Source organism: Dyadobacter sp., assembly GCF_039919315.1.
GTDB lineage: Bacteria > Bacteroidota > Bacteroidia > Cytophagales > Spirosomataceae > Dyadobacter.
This window is the reverse complement of the sequence record NZ_JBDSFX010000075.1, coordinates 105,077-121,361: the sequence shown is the minus strand read 5'-3', so window position 1 is coordinate 121,361 and position 16,285 is coordinate 105,077. Positions and strand designations below refer to the sequence as shown.

The 16,285-nt window shown below is 46.3% G+C and carries 13 protein-coding genes; 1 reads left to right on the top strand and 12 read right to left on the bottom strand.

What is annotated here, in order from left to right; genetic code table 11:
• Positions 1 to 20 precede the first annotated feature (20 nt).
• A complete protein-coding gene (locus ABIO93_RS20925) occupies positions 21 to 833 on the top strand; it encodes a hypothetical protein (RefSeq protein ID WP_348071238.1) in 813 nt (270 codons plus the stop codon).
• A 7-nt stretch (positions 834 to 840) separates the two neighbouring features.
• Here ABIO93_RS20925 and ABIO93_RS20920 read toward each other — a convergent pair whose 3' ends face one another.
• From ABIO93_RS20920 to ABIO93_RS20865, 12 genes are all read right to left on the bottom strand, one after another.
• On the bottom strand, positions 841 to 2,511 hold the full coding sequence (locus ABIO93_RS20920) for a hypothetical protein (protein ID WP_348071236.1): 1,671 nt from the start codon (positions 2,509 to 2,511) through the stop codon (positions 841 to 843).
• Between the two features lie 16 nt (positions 2,512 to 2,527).
• Positions 2,528 to 4,747 carry a hypothetical protein gene (locus ABIO93_RS20915; RefSeq protein WP_348071235.1) on the bottom strand — a complete coding sequence of 740 codons (2,220 nt, stop codon included), beginning with the start codon at positions 4,745 to 4,747 and terminating at the stop codon, positions 2,528 to 2,530.
• Positions 4,740 to 5,951, bottom strand: coding sequence for a BatA domain-containing protein (locus ABIO93_RS20910; RefSeq protein ID WP_348071233.1), 1,212 nt, complete (start codon positions 5,949 to 5,951; stop codon positions 4,740 to 4,742). The genes ABIO93_RS20915 and ABIO93_RS20910 overlap by 8 nt, the downstream gene beginning before the upstream one ends.
• Entirely contained in the window at positions 5,951 to 6,838 is an 888-nt protein-coding gene (locus ABIO93_RS20905; RefSeq protein WP_348071231.1) for a DUF58 domain-containing protein, read from the bottom strand. The genes ABIO93_RS20910 and ABIO93_RS20905 overlap by 1 nt, the downstream gene beginning before the upstream one ends.
• The gene (locus tag ABIO93_RS20900; protein ID WP_348071229.1) at positions 6,835 to 7,854 is read right to left on the bottom strand and encodes a MoxR family ATPase; all 1,020 of its coding nucleotides are present in this window, start codon (positions 7,852 to 7,854) and stop codon (positions 6,835 to 6,837) included. Before ABIO93_RS20900 ends, ABIO93_RS20905 begins: the two co-directional genes overlap by 4 nt.
• Before the next feature lie 135 nt (positions 7,855 to 7,989).
• Entirely contained in the window at positions 7,990 to 8,607 is a 618-nt protein-coding gene (locus tag ABIO93_RS20895; RefSeq protein WP_348071227.1) for a DUF4159 domain-containing protein, read from the bottom strand.
• A gap of 2 nt (positions 8,608 to 8,609) precedes the next feature.
• Complete coding sequence (locus ABIO93_RS20890) at positions 8,610 to 9,947, bottom strand: TldD/PmbA family protein (protein WP_348071225.1); 1,338 nt, start codon at positions 9,945 to 9,947, stop codon at positions 8,610 to 8,612.
• Positions 9,948 to 10,031: 84 nt separating this feature from the next.
• Positions 10,032 to 11,669 (bottom strand): TldD/PmbA family protein, encoded by a 1,638-nt coding sequence (locus ABIO93_RS20885; protein ID WP_348071223.1) that lies wholly within the window; start codon positions 11,667 to 11,669, stop codon positions 10,032 to 10,034.
• 139 nt (positions 11,670 to 11,808) lie between these two features.
• Positions 11,809 to 13,125 (bottom strand): TldD/PmbA family protein, encoded by a 1,317-nt coding sequence (locus ABIO93_RS20880; RefSeq protein WP_348071221.1) that lies wholly within the window; start codon positions 13,123 to 13,125, stop codon positions 11,809 to 11,811.
• Positions 13,126 to 13,174: 49 nt separating this feature from the next.
• The gene (locus tag ABIO93_RS20875) at positions 13,175 to 14,818 is read right to left on the bottom strand and encodes a TldD/PmbA family protein (RefSeq protein WP_348071219.1); all 1,644 of its coding nucleotides are present in this window, start codon (positions 14,816 to 14,818) and stop codon (positions 13,175 to 13,177) included.
• Positions 14,819 to 15,001: 183 nt separating this feature from the next.
• Positions 15,002 to 15,358: a response regulator gene (locus ABIO93_RS20870; protein WP_348071217.1), complete on the bottom strand. Its 357-nt coding sequence runs from the start codon at positions 15,356 to 15,358 to the stop codon at positions 15,002 to 15,004.
• Between the two features lie 127 nt (positions 15,359 to 15,485).
• Complete coding sequence (locus tag ABIO93_RS20865; RefSeq protein WP_348071215.1) at positions 15,486 to 16,268, bottom strand: alpha/beta hydrolase; 783 nt, start codon at positions 16,266 to 16,268, stop codon at positions 15,486 to 15,488.
• Between the last annotated feature and the right edge of the window lie 17 nt (positions 16,269 to 16,285).

The window sequence follows — 16,285 nt, the reverse complement described above, 5'->3', positions numbered from 1 at the left end:
GGCATCACAAATATGCATTCATGAAACTTCTAACATTGCTCATATCGCTGGCATGGTTTTGCGGCTCCGCGCTTTCCCAAAGTACCGTCAATTGCGACTCACGGCAAGTGCAGGACAGCCTTTTGCAGGTATATTCTCAAAAGGCTCGGGAAGCGGGATTCGACAGCCCGGGATGGGACGAGGCTTACGACAATTTGCTGAAAATTTGTCCCAATGTATCAGAAGCATACCAGGAAAAAGGGCACCCGCACATTGCCAGCGGAAATCTTGCCAAAGTATTTGAATATAATGACAAGGCAGTACAACTCGATCCGCAACGCTGGACGGGTTATCGTGGATACCTGCATTGCCTTCTTGCCAAAAACTATGAAAAAGCGATTGCAGATTTTGAAACAGCGGAGCAATTGACGCCGAATGCGTTTACAATGGACCATACCTTCTCTTTTTTCACAGCATTGAGTTACATGGAGCTGGGTAACTATGAGAAAGCCGAAATTTACTTTTTAAAAGACATTGCACAGCAAAAACGGGGCGAAGGGAAAAACGACATTCATTATAACACGCTTCTCTATTTCGGCATCATGTACTACCTGCAAAACGAAATGGATAAGGCAGAAATCAGGCTCCGGGAATGCCTTCAACTTTACGAGCAGCATCCAACGGCCAATTACTACCTGGCGATGATCATGAAAATAACGGGTAACAAGCAGTCAAAAAGCTATTTCGAAAAGGCGAGGCAGTATATGGAGGAGGGTTACCAGATCAATGAGCCCAATACCCGCTTTGTTCCGTACCCGCGGCAAGTGACGCTGGCCGACATTCCTTCGCAATAAAATGTCATCAAAGGATCTTTCCTTCAATCCAAACCGCTGCAAAGCAGATTAAAATCAGTCCGAACCAAAACCAGTCAGGTAATTTTTGGCTTATTCCATAAATTGACTCCGTATTTCTGGCGGTAGTTTCAGCCAGTTTTGAATGGTACCTTTCATTCGACTGAACAAAATGGTGCATTGTGGCAATGGACAAAGATGGTGAAGTTTTTTGTACATGAATCTCAATCCCGGGATAGTCGCGCAATTCAATCCAGCCCGATTCGGTGGGCGTCAATCGTCCCGTTGCCGACTGGCTATTCAATGCGGAATAGCCTAGAAAAGTGGTATCATTTCCTATCTTGACCATTTTCGGATGTTCCGCTAAACCATCTATTTTCAATAAAGTGGGTATTCCCAAAAGAACGGGCGCTTCAATGTTGATACGGTCCTTTTCAGCAGGTCGTGTGAATGCCAGAATCGTATTCCAAATGTGCTGATAACGTGTGCTGTCGCCAGCCAATTGCAATGGAAATGTCTCATTCAACAAGCTGACGGCTATTTTACCGGTAGTCTTTTCAATGGCAACCGGTAGTTTAGAGATTTGCAGACTATAATGGTTCGGCGTAAATGTAAAAGGTAATGCAGTCAGCTCAGTACCTAGTGAAATCGTCGCCTCATTCGAAATCTTTTTGACTTGAAACCTGGTTCCCAGCGCCACATTGATGCGATTGATTTGTGCGGCTGGTTCAGTCAAATTCATGAATAACACACTCTTGCCTTCTGAAACAGCCTTTTTAACAATACCACTTGAAGCATTGGTTGCATCTGTGACAATAATATCAGGGTTCTCTGCTTTGTTGATGTTCAACTTACTGTTCATGTTTTTAGACAAAATAGCGTCATACATCACAGCATGCCCATTCTTTCCCAGCCAGGTAGCCAAGTTACGGCTCTCAAAATCAGGGTTTTCCAGCATAAACCGGACCGTCAGCTTCTCCGCGGGGCGGGTGAAAAACTTGATGGTATCAATCATCGTATTGCCCAGAACCAGTTCGGTAACATTCCTTCCTTCACCAAATGCGGGAAAAGTCAGCTTGAATGCATGGAAGCCCTTGTCCAGCGATACACTATCCAGCGTTCTGTCGCCAAACCGTAGCTTCAAAAGTTGCATTTCGGAAGACTCCATGCTGCCCTGGACCACCTGCATTTCTCCTTTGCGGACAATCCCTTTCCAGTTTATACTTTGAATCTGATCGGACTGAAAGTAAGGTATCCATTTGATAACAGCAGGCTGAGCATTGCGAGCAATCGACTCAAAATCAGTCAATTTAAAGCCTTGACCCAGCACAAGCAATGTATCGAAACTGTTCTCTTTCAGCTCCTCCACTTTCACCAATGCAGCTTTCCCGGCGCTATCAGCCACATTCTTCGCGATCGTCGCTGGTACTTCCTCACCCACTAGGATGCCGAAAGTTGACGAAGGATTTTTGAGAATAAAAGGTTGAAGAATAAAAGCCAGCATACTTCCCCAAAGCAGCACGTTCAATGCCATTCGAACGCCGAACCTGGCCGGAGAGACATTCGCGTCTTTCTTCCCAGCCTGGAAGACCAGCCAGATCTGCCATGCTAAAAGCATCACGAGCAGCGCTAATATCACCTGGTTCAATGGCCCGGACCAGTCAAAATCAAATCGGATCATATACTATTCAACCAGTTCATCGTAATTTTTTACGGAAGGCGTCTTCCAGTTTTTTATTGCCCACGTAACCGGCACGGGTCTGCATTGCTGGTGCCGCACGTTGATACAGTTCATTTTTCAGTTTTATTTGCTCCGCCGACGACAGTATTTTTCCGCTCACCAGTTTTTGTAGAGAAGCAATTACCGACCAGTTTTGCAACCCACCATGCAGCGGGCCGCTATTAATCAGTCTTTCCGACAGTTCGGCACCCAGTATTTGCAACTTTGCCAGTTGGTTTTTGTCTGGGTTGTCATATTCCAAAAAGCCCAGCATTTCAGCAGCTAATTGTTCCGTCCGTTTTTGGTCAAATGATATTTTCGAATTGAAATCACTGGAAACGTCCTTCAATTCCCCGGTCAGCCGCTTTTCCTTTTCCTTGATCGGCGGCGGGTCGTAGCCGCTTTTCTTCACAAAAGTCCGCGCTTTATGCTGTGCTGATTTGAGGTATTCAAGAGCTTTATGTTCAAATGGAAGTGCTTTCTCAGGCTCATACATCCGCAAATGAAGCTCCGATTGCCACATTTGCTCCAAAGCCATTTTCAATAAGCTCCGCGTCGACTGCTCATAAAATGTATTGGTTTCGGCGTCATCGTGCGAATGGGTATACTGCTCCATTAACGCCGCCAGCGGGTCTTTGGAGCTGCTTTCCTCCTTCTCATGTGCGTGATCATGCGCCTCCGCGTGTACCGGTTCGGTTGCGCGCCGCTCCGCAGCCTCTCCCACCCCGTCCGACTTATGTGTGAATGCGTCCACGATCCCCGCGCCCGATGGTGCATGATCCGCCTCTGCGGGTAGCCCACCACCTCCGATGCTGGTCTCGAATTCCTCTCCCAAATACTGCCCGTAACGCAACCGAAGCACTTTTTGATCAAAACCGATTTCGTTTGAAACTGAGTTAAATTCCTTTGTCGGCAGCTTTTTTCGCTTGGCAATCAGCTTTTCGGTGTCGATAATGATCTGTCGCTGACTTCGAAAATATTCCGGCATGATATTGACGGCCATGGTAGCCAGTTCCGCCTCTTCGATCTGTGAAGTGTCCTTATATACAATGAAATAGGTATCCGATTTACTGAAATTGGCTTCCGGCTGTCTGTTATCGATGGCAGCCCAGTAGTAGTACAGTTCATCGCCAGGAGCGAAATTGAGCTCGGTAAGATTGATGGTTTTTTTCAGGTTAGCTTGTTTAAAATCAGTGGGTAGCAACGGAAATTTCACCTCGCGAAACTTTACATTTTCACCCGATCCCCTGGCCAGTGTTGCCACGATGAACGCCTGCCTTACCTGGAAATCATCTGAAATCCTGGCCGATACCTGAATGGTTTTGTTGTCTTTGAGAAAATGATATTGATACAATTCTTTGGACACAGGCTCAATTTTCGGTGCCAGGTCCGCCAATGCTTCCAGTCTGTAAAAATCAGATTGATATATCAGAGAGTCTTTCCAAAAAGCCTTGATCGTGTACAAACCAGAACCGGCAAGCCTATCCTGATATTGAAAAGAGCCATTCTGCTTTTGAAACAAAACCTCCTCACCCCGGTTATTGGCCAACTTCACGGCTACTTCACGATCGTGACTGAATCTCACATTCCATTGCAGCTTTGTCCCCACTATCGTACTGACATTGAGATCGTTCGTTTGCCGCACGGGCAGTTTGGTGTAAGCAGGCGGACTGATCGTAACACTCGAAGCCTGAAAAGATGGCGCCACTAATGGATTACTTTTCACACTTTCTGCGTCCGCTAGTACTGTCGTAAAAGCTTTACCCGGCACATTCTGAATTTTGGGATAAACGAAATAGAATGCGGCAGAAGTGGTTAGCAGAACTAAATACCACCGCATTCCCTGATACAATTTTGAATAAGGAAAATCAAACGATTTATCCAGTATCCTTTCCAATTGCAATTGTTCTGCAATGTTCAGCTGCTCCTTTTCGAGAATATGCAGACTGTATTCCGTGTCTCCCACATGCTGATGGATCAATGAAATGGCTTCTGGTTTTTTATTTTGAAAAATCCCTGTCAACCACATTCCGGCGACACATCCAGCCAGAGCGCCTGCTAATGGCAATAAATACTGATTTTGAGAAAAAACAGAAAGCAACAAGAAAACCGAAACAGCCAGCATCAGGCAACGAAGTACTGCCCGGCCGTAAAGCTGGGTCGTAACGCTGCCGATCAGTTTGTTCAATTCATGCATAATTCCGCCTCACGTTTTTTCCCAGCGCCATCCAACGCTCCGTCAATAATGTCAACAGAAATAATACCAACAACCATTGCCTTCCTTTTTCAGCCATCGGCAAACGATCAGGTTTAATTTTGACAAACAATGCATTAAGCGCTTTCTGGCTCAATGGAGCATTATTTTGTTTTAATTTGAACCAGGAAACCAAAGCATTACCTAACCATTCCGGTAACTCCCCGCTCTCTACCAGGCCTGATGTTGACAGTCGCAACGAATCGGGAAGTTGGATCACATTGCCCGGCATATCCGGCTTTTGGGCTTTCCCTGAAATGATATATAATGTTCGCGGAACAACCTTTTTGATTTCATGATCTGTCAGAATCCATTGATATTTTTTTTCATTAATTTGCTGATTATCAATCGCAAATGGAATTTGATATACTTCCGCCAACGCCAGCAGCCCAGCCTGGACTGTTTGCCGCTCGATGGGATTTTTGTAGTCGATCAGGACATGTATTTTCCCCGCATGAACTGGTTTTTGGGCAAAGCGAATGGATATATCTACTTCCTCAGCTACCATTAACTGCCCGTTTCCAGGTCCAATGAATAACTTTTTACCGCCTTCCATTTCGAGGTAAGGATATGCTTCGTTTCTGGAAGAATCTGTGGTTGAAAATAGTCTGAATGTCCCTGGAATGTAAATATTGGGTAGCTCCGCCCATTCAGGATCATCGGTGATGTACAGGCTAAAATTCGTGCTGGTACCAGCCAGTTGGTTAATTGTTTTCTGTAAAAAAAATGCGCTCCCTGCGTACTGAGGCACACTTTCAATGTCCGTCAATTCCTGTTTTTCCGGATCGATCCAGAAAACCTTTTCGCCCTTTTTCTTTGCGTTTTCGATTTCAAATCTGAAATTTTCAAAGACAGAACGATTGGGCTGTACCAGATGCACCATTGTCTCCTTACTCGGACCTGTCAGCCAGTTCCAGACCGGCTTACCCAGGATCAGCACTAGTAAAATGATCAGTAAACACCTGATCAATAGTAGTGGAATTTCGTCTAATCTTACGCCGCGGTGCTGTAATGTAGTTTTTTCAGTAAGCCACTTTGATGCAGCCCAAGCGATGGGTTTACCTTTTTTTTGATACCAAAAATGAATGATGACTGGTAATGTTACCGCCAATATCCCCCAAAGCATGTATGGCTGCAACAATTCCATTACCCTTTTCTTTTGGTTAAAAATGTTTTCAACACCATGCCGACCGGGTCGCTCAGTTGTGCGCGTATCAGATGTACGTGAGGGATTTGTAGTTCTTCTTTCAGTTTTTGCAAATATTGGTCCGCCGCTTCCCTGAATTTCCCCCTCACCGACTCAGCATCCAATTCAATTTCGTTTCCCGTTTCCAGGTCTTTGAAACGATAAAAACCTTCCAGATTAAAATTCACTTCCTGATCGCCCAGAATTTGAAATATGACGATCTCACGATGCGGGTTAGCCAACGATTTCACAAGGCTCAGCCATTCTTCCTGAACCTGTAAAAAGTCACTGACAAAAATTAGCTGTTCTTTTTTTCGCGATTGCAACTCAGGAAATTTCATCGTTTCACCCGCATTCCACTCGCCTCCTGCCACCGTTTTTTCCAGCCCGACCAGGATTTTTTGAAATGCCTGCCTGCCCGATGAAGCCGTGCCGGTAGCCGCAATGGTTTCAATAGAGCCATTTTTCAATGCGTACAGGCTCATTTGATCATTCTGAATGTAACACAAATAAGCCAGCGAGGCTAGCAAAATTTGTGCATACTGCAACCTGCTCACGCCATTTTCCTCATAGTTCATCGAGCCTGACAAATCGAGGACAAACCGAATTTGGCGGTCACTTTCCGTGGAAGATTCGCGAATGAGGTGTTTGTCGGTACGCGCAAAAAGTTTCCAATCTATCCTTTTTGGGTCGTCGCCAGGTTCGTAGTGACGGTATTGCTCAAATTCCACACCGATACCCGAGCGCTTACTGGCATGAATACCCAGCATCAATTCGTCACTAACGAGCTTGCCCGTCAGTTGCAGGTTTTTCAGCTTAATCAGGTTGGATGCCAATAGACCGGTCATGGTTTTATCAATTGAAGCAGCTCTCTCACCACCTGATCCGTCGTGATGTTTTCGGCCTCAGCGCGGAAATTCATGGCGATGCGGTGGCGCAGTACCGGGTATGCCAATGTTACAATGTCCTCCGGAATTACGGAAAACCGCTCATTCAAAACCGCCCGGGCCTTGGCACAGAGCACCAGCGCTTGTCCCGCGCGCGGGCCGGCGCCCCAATCGCACCATTCTTTCACAAAATCCGACGGACTACCTTCCGGCCTGGTACTTCTCACGAGTTTATTGATCCATTTGATCAGCTCCTCACTGATATGTACCTGTCTGGTCAGCTTTTGCAGATCGACAATTTCTTCGTCGGACAAAATCCTGTCAATTTGGGCACGATACGATCCGGTAGTACCTTTCAGCACATCCAGTTCCTCTTGTTCATTGGGATAATTTAGCTTAATATATAGCAGAAAACGGTCCAGTTGTGCTTCCGGCAATGGGTAGGTACCTGCTTGCTCAATTGGGTTCTGGGTCGCGATGATGAGAAACGGACTGGGCAAAGTGTAATTGGTACCGCCATAAGTCACACTTTTTTCCTGCATGGCTTCCAGTAATGCTGCCTGGGTTTTGGGAGGAGTTCTGTTTATTTCATCGGCCAGGACAATGTTCGCAAAGACTGGCCCCTGATTGAATTTGAAAAACTTCTTGCCCATTTCGTGGTCCTCTTCCAGAATTTCTGTTCCAATGATATCACCAGGCATGAGGTCAGGCGTAAACTGAATGCGTTTGAAACTCATTTGCAAAGCCTCCGACATGGTTTTCACCATCAGTGTTTTAGCCAGACCGGGTACCCCTTCCAACAAACAATGCCCGGAAGCGAGCAAGGAAATCAAAATCTCATCAATAGCCTCCTGCTGTCCAACAATGACCTTGGCGATCTCCTTTTTCAGAAGCGGCAGCTTGGCTACCAGGGTTTTATAATGTTCGAGTGAAAAGTCCAAATTCGAGTAATTTTTGTCTTCTGAACTCGATGTCATGCTGAGCGGAGTCGAAGCAGCTGCATATGCCCTTCGACTTCGCTCAGGGTGACAAAGTGTTCAAGTCGACATTTTAACAATAAATGACCATTTATAACTAATCCTGATCAAAAAATGACAAAACCTGACAAGATTCTACGCCGTCAACGCATACATCACAATATTCACCCCAAACCTGGTATTATCCACGGCCAGAAAACGCTTGTTGCGGAAATCGTAGTCCCATTCGCAACCGTAATCTTTGTTACTGTATAGCACACCGATCCTTCCGTTGATGGTAATGGCTTTCAGGTAATCATGCACCAGGTCGTCGCCCCAGCCATTCAGTTCGAATGTGGTCGTTGGCGGGCCCTCTTCAAATTTGAAAAAGCTGTGATAGATCGCGTGGTTGTTGGGAATCTTTTGCAATGCTTTGGGACCGAATGTACGCTCCATTTCCTGTTCAAAAGATTTGGCAAAAAGCCCGTCAATGTCATGATTGCAGTCGTCCACAAACACGAAGCCGCCATTCTGGACATATCTTTTGAAATGGTCACGCTCCTGTGACGAAAATTCAACGAGTTTGTGCCCGCTCAGGTAGCAGAATGGGCTTTTGAAAATTTCGTTGCTGCTAAGCTGGACTATTTTTTCCTTTTCATCGACCGGTATAGTCGTATATTCAACCAGCGAATGCAACAGATTGGAAGGCATTCGCTGGTCGGTGTCCCAGTTTCCCGACGTATATTGAATTCTTGTAAAAAAAAATGGCTTCAATACTAAACGGCGTCGGAAAGTGATGAAAAAGTAAACTCTCTGATCTTCATGGGTGGTATCAGGTAATTTCGGTCCGATTCCGTGCTCACTACCCGCTCAGCTTTGCCGAGTGTTTCGAGGTTGTTGAGCATGATCACCGGACTTTCGTTAAAACGGAAATTCTTGATCGGATGTTTGATCACCCCATTCTCGATATAAAATGTGCCGTCCCGGGTAAGGCCTGTCAGCAGCAATGTTTGCGGATCTACCTCGCGGATATACCATAGTTTAGTGACCAGAATGCCCTGTTTGGTCGATTTGATCATCTCTTCCATAGTTGCCGTGCCTCCCTGCATGATCACATTGGTTGGAGATGGAACCGCTTTTACATTGTTTTTCTGTGCCCAGTATCTGGAATAGATCAGGTTTTTGACCACTCCTTTTTCAATCCAATTGATTTTATCGATCGCCATGCCATCGCCTGCCCATGGCGAAGCGGGTAGGTCCGGATTAGTGGGATCAGAATAAATGTTGACGCGCTCATCAACGATTTTCTCGCCGATCTTGCTTTTTCCGCCTGGCTTGCTCAGGAATGACCGACCTTCATCGGCGCTTCTTGCATCAAAATTGAAGAAAATATTTTCCAGCAAAACCGCCGCAGCCGTCGGTTCGAGAATGACGGTGTACTTGCCTGGTTCCAATGCTTTTGCCTCTACGGAACCCAACGATTTTTGAATGGCGATTTTGGTTGCCGCAGCCGTATCCAGCTTATTGACGTCACTATATCCTCTTGCAATGTAGCCTGAGCCTTTTCCGTCCGGTGTACGCACGGTCAGTGAGAAATTGACGCTGGTACTCGGGTAGTAGGCAAATAATCCCTTGGAATTCATCATGGCCGAGTAACCTTTCTGATTGTCCAGGAAGCCTGCGGCTGTCAGGTTTTGAGCGCGCGACAGTTCCAGACTTTTCGCCACAGCTTCTGCTCTTTTATCAGGATTAATGCCTGCGGTAGATTCAAAAAACCCGTTTGATTTAACGTACGTTTGCGGTTCAAGCACACTTACAAATTCCGGATTTTCAGGAGCAAGCCGGGCAAGTTCCTCGGATCTTCGCACCACTTTTTCGAATGATTCTTCGCTAAACTCGTCAATAGTCGCGATACCGACTCTTTTACCAAAAGAGGATTGTACCTGCAAGTTCTGATTGACCAAAGAGCCGCTGGTAGAAACTTCATTCCGCGCATATCGCAGGTTACCCCTTTCCTCGCCCAGAATGTTGATTTCGCATTCATCCGCTTTGGAATAACCCAGCACTTTTTGACACAATGCTTTTGCTTCTGATTCAGATAATATGATTGACATGGGATTTGAATTTTGAATGACTGAATGAGTGATGACTGAATGACTGAATATTTTTTTGACATTCACTCATTCAAAATTCACTCATTAGATTTTTCTTGCTGTATTGATCACATTTACTCCATTGAAACGGGTGGTCGCGCTGCCGTGCGATACGGCGCTCGACTGCGAAGGCTGGCCTTTCCCGTCAAAGAATGAGCCTCCCAAACGATAGTCGCGGTCGTCGCAAACCTGTGCGCAGGAGTTCCAAAACTCCTGGGTGTTGGACTGGTAAGCCACATCTTTGAGCATACCGACGATTTTCCCGTCCTTAATTTCGTAGAACAATTGCCCGCCAAACTGAAAGTTATAACGCTGCTGATCAATAGAGAACGAGCCGTCGCCAATGATGTAAATGCCTTTTTTCACATCCTTGATCATGTCATCAACTGACAATGGTGCTTTACCAGCAGCCAGAGAAACATTCGGCATTCGTTGAAACTGAACTGAACTCCAGCTATCCGCATAGCAGCAGCCGTGAGACTCTTTTTCACCAATAATGTGCGCCTGGTCCCGAATCGCCTGATAGTTCACCAGCACCCCGTCCTTCACCAAATCCCACTTCTTAGTATTAACGCCTTCATCGTCCCAGCCTACTGCGCCGAGCGACCCTACCTGCAATTTGTCTGCGATCAGGTTCACTTGCTTGCTGCCGTATTGGAAGTTTTTCGATTTCCATTTATCCAAAGTAGCGAATGACGTACCCGCAAAATTGGCCTCATAACCCAGTACCCGGTCCAGTTCCAGCGGATGGCCGACTGATTCGTGGATCGTAAGCCAAAGGTGTGATGGGTCAAGAATAAGGTCATACTTACCAGCTTCGACTGATTTGGCAGTGAGCTTTTCCTTGGCTTGCTTGGCAGCTGCGGTGGCATCTTCCAGCATGTCATAACCTTTATTATAGCGCGTAGTGACACCGGTTATTTTATCGGCAGGATTAGCCTGAAGATAGTCGTAGCCCATGCCCATTGGCGCGCTCAATGCATTTCTTGTTTCAAATTTTCCGCTTTTAGGATCAATGCATGTTACATTGAAAATAGGCCAGATCCGGTGTACGTCCTGGTCAACATATGACCCGTCGGTAGAGGCAAAATACTTCTGCTCATTGACCAGGAAAAGAATTGAATTCACATAATTAGCCCCGTTCTTCATCGCTGCGTCATTCACGGAAAGCAGCAGGTCTACTTTTTCTTTAATGGGTACTTCAAATGCGTTTTGCTTGATCGGGGCTTTCCAGCTTACTTCTCCAAAACCTTTCTGGGGAGCCAGTTGAACAGGTTCTTTCATCAGCTTTGAATTAGCCTTCGCGATCGCCACGGCATCTTCCGCAGCCTTTGCCATTTGCGCCTCGTTCTTCGCATCCACTACCGCAGCAAAACCCCAGCAACCATTAGCAATCACCCGCACACCAACCCCATAGGATTCAGTATTGACGATATTCTGGACTTTGTCCTCCCGCGTGATCACGTACTGATTGAGGTAACGTCCGATCCGTACGTCCGCATAGGAGGCTCCTTTGGATTTGGCGGCATTCAACGCGGCGTCCGCCAGTCGTTTTTTAACGGCAACGTCATCGCCGGGCGCCAGAAATGCTTCGGGTGAAACAGTCCTGCCCATTGCAAAGCCCGGTAACATGAACGCACCCGTTCCAAGGCCAGCCATTTGAATAAAATCTCTTCGTTTCAAAGTATAGTTGTTTGCTAATCGTGATGAAATTGAATGAAATGATGCAAAAGCGCAATTCATAAGATAGTTAAAACACCTTTTACAGTCAATTCACTTTTTATATAAGGCTGCAAATTCATTTGAATGGTTGCGCTACTTCTTACACTGCGTCAGACAAGCTGGTGAATGTAAAGTCCCTGATCTTCAATGGCGGAACGAGGCTGCCGTTGGCGCGTACCGGTTTTCCGATGGCTTCCAGGTTATTAAGCATGATAACCGGGCTTTCGTTAAAGCGGAAATTCTTCACCGGATATTTGATCTGCCCGTTTTCAATGTAAAAAGTACCATCCCTTGTGAGGCCGGTATATAGCAGCGTTTGCGGATCTACGGCACGTATGTACCAAAGTCTGGTCACCAGAATGCCTTTTTCTGTTCCTTTGATCAGATCGGCGAGTGACTCAGTGCCACCCTGGAAAATAAATCCCGACGGCGCCGGTATGGCTTTGACACCTTGTTTTTCTGCCCAAAAACGCGAGTAAGACATGTTTTTCACTACACCGTTCTCTATCCAAACTACTTTTTCCTGTATCCTGCCATCACCCGCAAATGGTGATCCCGGAATTTCGAGATTGGAAGGATCCGAATAAATATTGACACGCTCATCAAAAAGCTTTTCGCCGAGCCTGGTACCACCTCCTTTTTTACCCAAAAAACTCCTGCCCTCGTCTGCATTGCGCGCATCCATGCTCCGCATCATATTTTGCAGCAAATCGACACCCGCAGTAGGTTCAAGTATGACGGTATATTTACCAGGTTCCAATGCTTTTGCACTCGCCGATGCCAGTGCCTTTTGCATGGCAATGTCAGTCGCCGACCTCGTGCTCAGTTTCGCCGAATCATTATAGTCCCGCGCCGCGTAACCGGAACCTTTGCCGTCTGCCGTACGGACGGTGATTGAAAAGTCAATGGAGGTTGCTTTGTTGTATCCAAACAAGCCTTTGTTGTTCCCTATCGCAGTAAATCCAGTGGCATCTTCCATATAACCTGCGGCCGTCAGGTTTTTCTGCACGCAGGGATCAATGCTGTCAAAGGCGGCCTTGGCCCTGTATTCAGGATTAATGGCGGCAGTACTTTCTGCGAAAGAATTGGTTTCAATGTACTTCTGTGGGCCGAGCATTGGAACATACTCCGGATTGTCGGGAGCCAGTTTTGCAATTTCTTCTGCCCTTCTCACCGTCTTTTCCAGTGAGGCATCGTCAAATTCATTAATGGTCGAAGTACCTGATTTCTTGCCAAAAACCGAAGTTACCGCCAATGCAAGATCAATGGTTTCGCCACTGGTCGATACGGAATTTCGGGCATAACGAATGTTGCCAGTCCTGTTTCCCGTAAGTTCAACACTGATTTCATCGGCTTTTGAAAATGCCAGTACCTTATCTATAATTTTCTTTGCTTCTTCTTTGGATAGTATTGCCATGATTTTTAAGGTATTGGGTGTTGAATCTGGAAACCTTGTCATATTGCAATTAAATCTTCCGTCCCGTATTGATCACATTGACACCATCAAAACGGCTGGTAGCACTGCCATGCGACACAGCGCTGATCTGGGCTGGCTGCCCTTTGCCATCAAAAAACGAACCGAATGTGCGGTAATCGTCTTTGTCACATATTTGTGTGCAGGAATTCCAGAACTCCTGGGTGTTGGACTGGTACGCCACATCGTCGAGCATACCTACAATTTCCCCGTTTTTGATCTCGTAAAATACCTGCCCGCCAAATTGGAAGTTATAACGCTGCTGATCAATGGAGTAGGAACCTCTACCTATAATGTAGATGCCTTTTTCAACGCCTTTGATCATATCCAGTACACTGCGCTTTTCGGTACCGGGTTTGAGGGAGATATTCGGCATCCGCTGGAATTGTACCGAGTTCCAGTTATCCGCATAGCAGCAACCGTGCGACTCTTTTTCGCCGATTATTTTTGCCTGATCACGTATCGCCTGATAATTGACCAAAATACCATCCTTAATAATGTCCCATTCCTTGCAAGGCACGCCTTCATCATCATACCCTACCGCGCCCAGGGTGTTGAGCTGTGTTTTGTCCGCAACAATGTTGACGAGCTTGCTGCCGTAAGCGAATTTTTTGGACTCCCATTTATCCAAAGTTGCAAAGCTGGTACCGGCATAATTGGCCTCGTAGCCCAGCACACGGTCCAGCTCGGTCGGGTGACCTACCGACTCATGCATCGTAAGACCCAAATGGTTCGGGTCTAACACAAGGTCATACTTTCCTGCCAAAACAGTTTTCGCGGTCATTTTCGCTTTCGCCTGCTTTGCGGCAGCGATCGCATCCTCTACCATATCGTAGGAATTCCGATATCCTACCAGCCCGTTCGGCCCCGCAATTTTCTCCGAAGCCAGTCCGTCGAGGTATTCATAACCCATCCCCATCGGCGAACTGATTGCATCGCGGGTTTTGAATTTTCCGGCCGCCTTATCCGTCACGGTCACTGTAAAAGTAGGCCACACACGGTGAATGTCCTGATCAATGAATGACCCATCCGAGGAAGCGAAGTATTTCTGCTCATTGACGAAAAACAGATTGGATGTGACGAAGCTGGCGCCGTTTTGCATGGCAGCCCCATTGACATTCATCAGCAGATCGATTTTTTCCCTGACAGGTATTTCAAATGCATTCTTTTTCAGCGGGGTCTTCCAGGTAGTGTCGCCAACCCCTTTTTGTTCGGCGAGTACAACCGGTTCTTTCTGGAATTTGGAATTCGCTTTCGCTATTTCAACAGCAGTAGCGGCACATTTGGCGATACCTTCCGGCGTTACATCGCTGGTAGCCGAAAAACCCCAGGTACCATTGGCTATCACCCTGATCCCTATACCGTAAGATTCAGCATTGACAATGTTCTGCACCTGCTTTTCCCGGGTGAACAGATATTGCTGCAGGTACCGTCCTATACGTACGTCGGTATAGGTAGCGCCTTTGCTCCTGGCTGCGTTGAGCGCGATTTCGGAGAGTTTCTTTTTGGCCGCAGCGTCCATCCAGGGTTCGAGCAGGTGCTCAGCGGCCACCGGGTTTCCAATGACTGGTACAGAAGGCATCATTAATGCGCCTATTCCCATACCGGACATTTGCATAAAATCTCTTCTTTTCATGGATTAAGGTTTAGCCATAAGGCAGCGGATGAAGGAATTTCAATAGTTTGATATCACAATGTAATGAATATATTTTCAACAAATATTCGTGTGGCAATTTTTTTATCACCGGCCTTTACGACAGAATGCGATGGAAATCTCGTAACCAGAGATTCCATCGCATTCATTTTATAATCTGAAAATTTAAAACAAATAAGTGATCATCAGCCGCCTCAGCTGCTGCTCATCCCACGGTTTGTTCACGTAACTGTGAAAATATCCTTTTCCGGCAGCTATTTTAAACTCATCGGTATATGCATTGCCAGTCAGGATAATCCTGATGCTGGTCGGGAACTGGTTCGAGGCAAGTTTCAGAAATTCCAGGCCCGTCATCTCAGGCATCTGGTGGTCTGCAAATATTACATCGATCTTATTCTCTTCAAGAATCTTTAATCCCTCCTTTGTTGAATCTGCCACGAATACCGTTGCATCGCGGCGAAAAGTAGCTTTAAAAGAGTTCAGATTGTTAATTTCATGATCAACGTAGAGTATGGTCATCATACACTAATAGTAAATGGGGTTTACGCAAAAGTGTAATTCAAATTAGAATTACAGACCCCGAAAATAATGAAATTATCAATGAAAAATGTAAATAATTAAATATCAATCGGTTACAACATAAATTCATCTATTTCTCCAAAAACTCGCCTACCAGGGCCACCGTCACCTCCGGCAATTTACTCCCAGCTTTGATGCTCCCCACCTCACCGATATAGGAGCCATGACCACCTGGCAGAACCGCCAATTCCGCAACTGGGACCAGCTTTGACATTCTGACTGTATGCTCAATGGTGATCACATCCTTGTCGGCAACCATGAACAAAGCCGGGGCTTTGATGGACTGCACGGATTGATCCGGAATGTCCTTAAAATCGATCATCCGCTGCTTATCCTTCTTAAACATCACGATCAGCTGGGTTTTGTCAGGCGCTACTTTTTCATAGGCTACCTTTAATTGTTGCGGCATGTTGTCCAGCGTAGCATGCTGCATACCTTCAAAAAAACCCGTGATAAATCCTTCACGCTGATACGCTCCCGCTACTACGATGATTTTATTGACAACTTCCGGGTGCCTGATGGCGATTTGCAGAGTCGTCGTCCCGCCATTACTAAAACCCAAAATGTTGGCTTTATCCACTTTAAGATACCGCAGCAAAGCCGCCACGTCATCAGCATCCTGCTCAAATGATTCAGGCGAGTCCCGGTCATTGGTGCGGCCGTGAGCCTGCAACTCGACCGCTATCACCTTATGATGAGCCGCAAACAATGGCAGAATGTTACCAAATGATGTTTCAATGGTAGAGCCTCCACCGTGTATCAGTACCAATGGTGTGGTACCGTTGCCGTGGATCTCGTAGTACATTTTCAGGCCATTGACCGGAGCATAGCCTGTTGTTTTTGATGTTTCCATTTTATTGATTTGCTGTG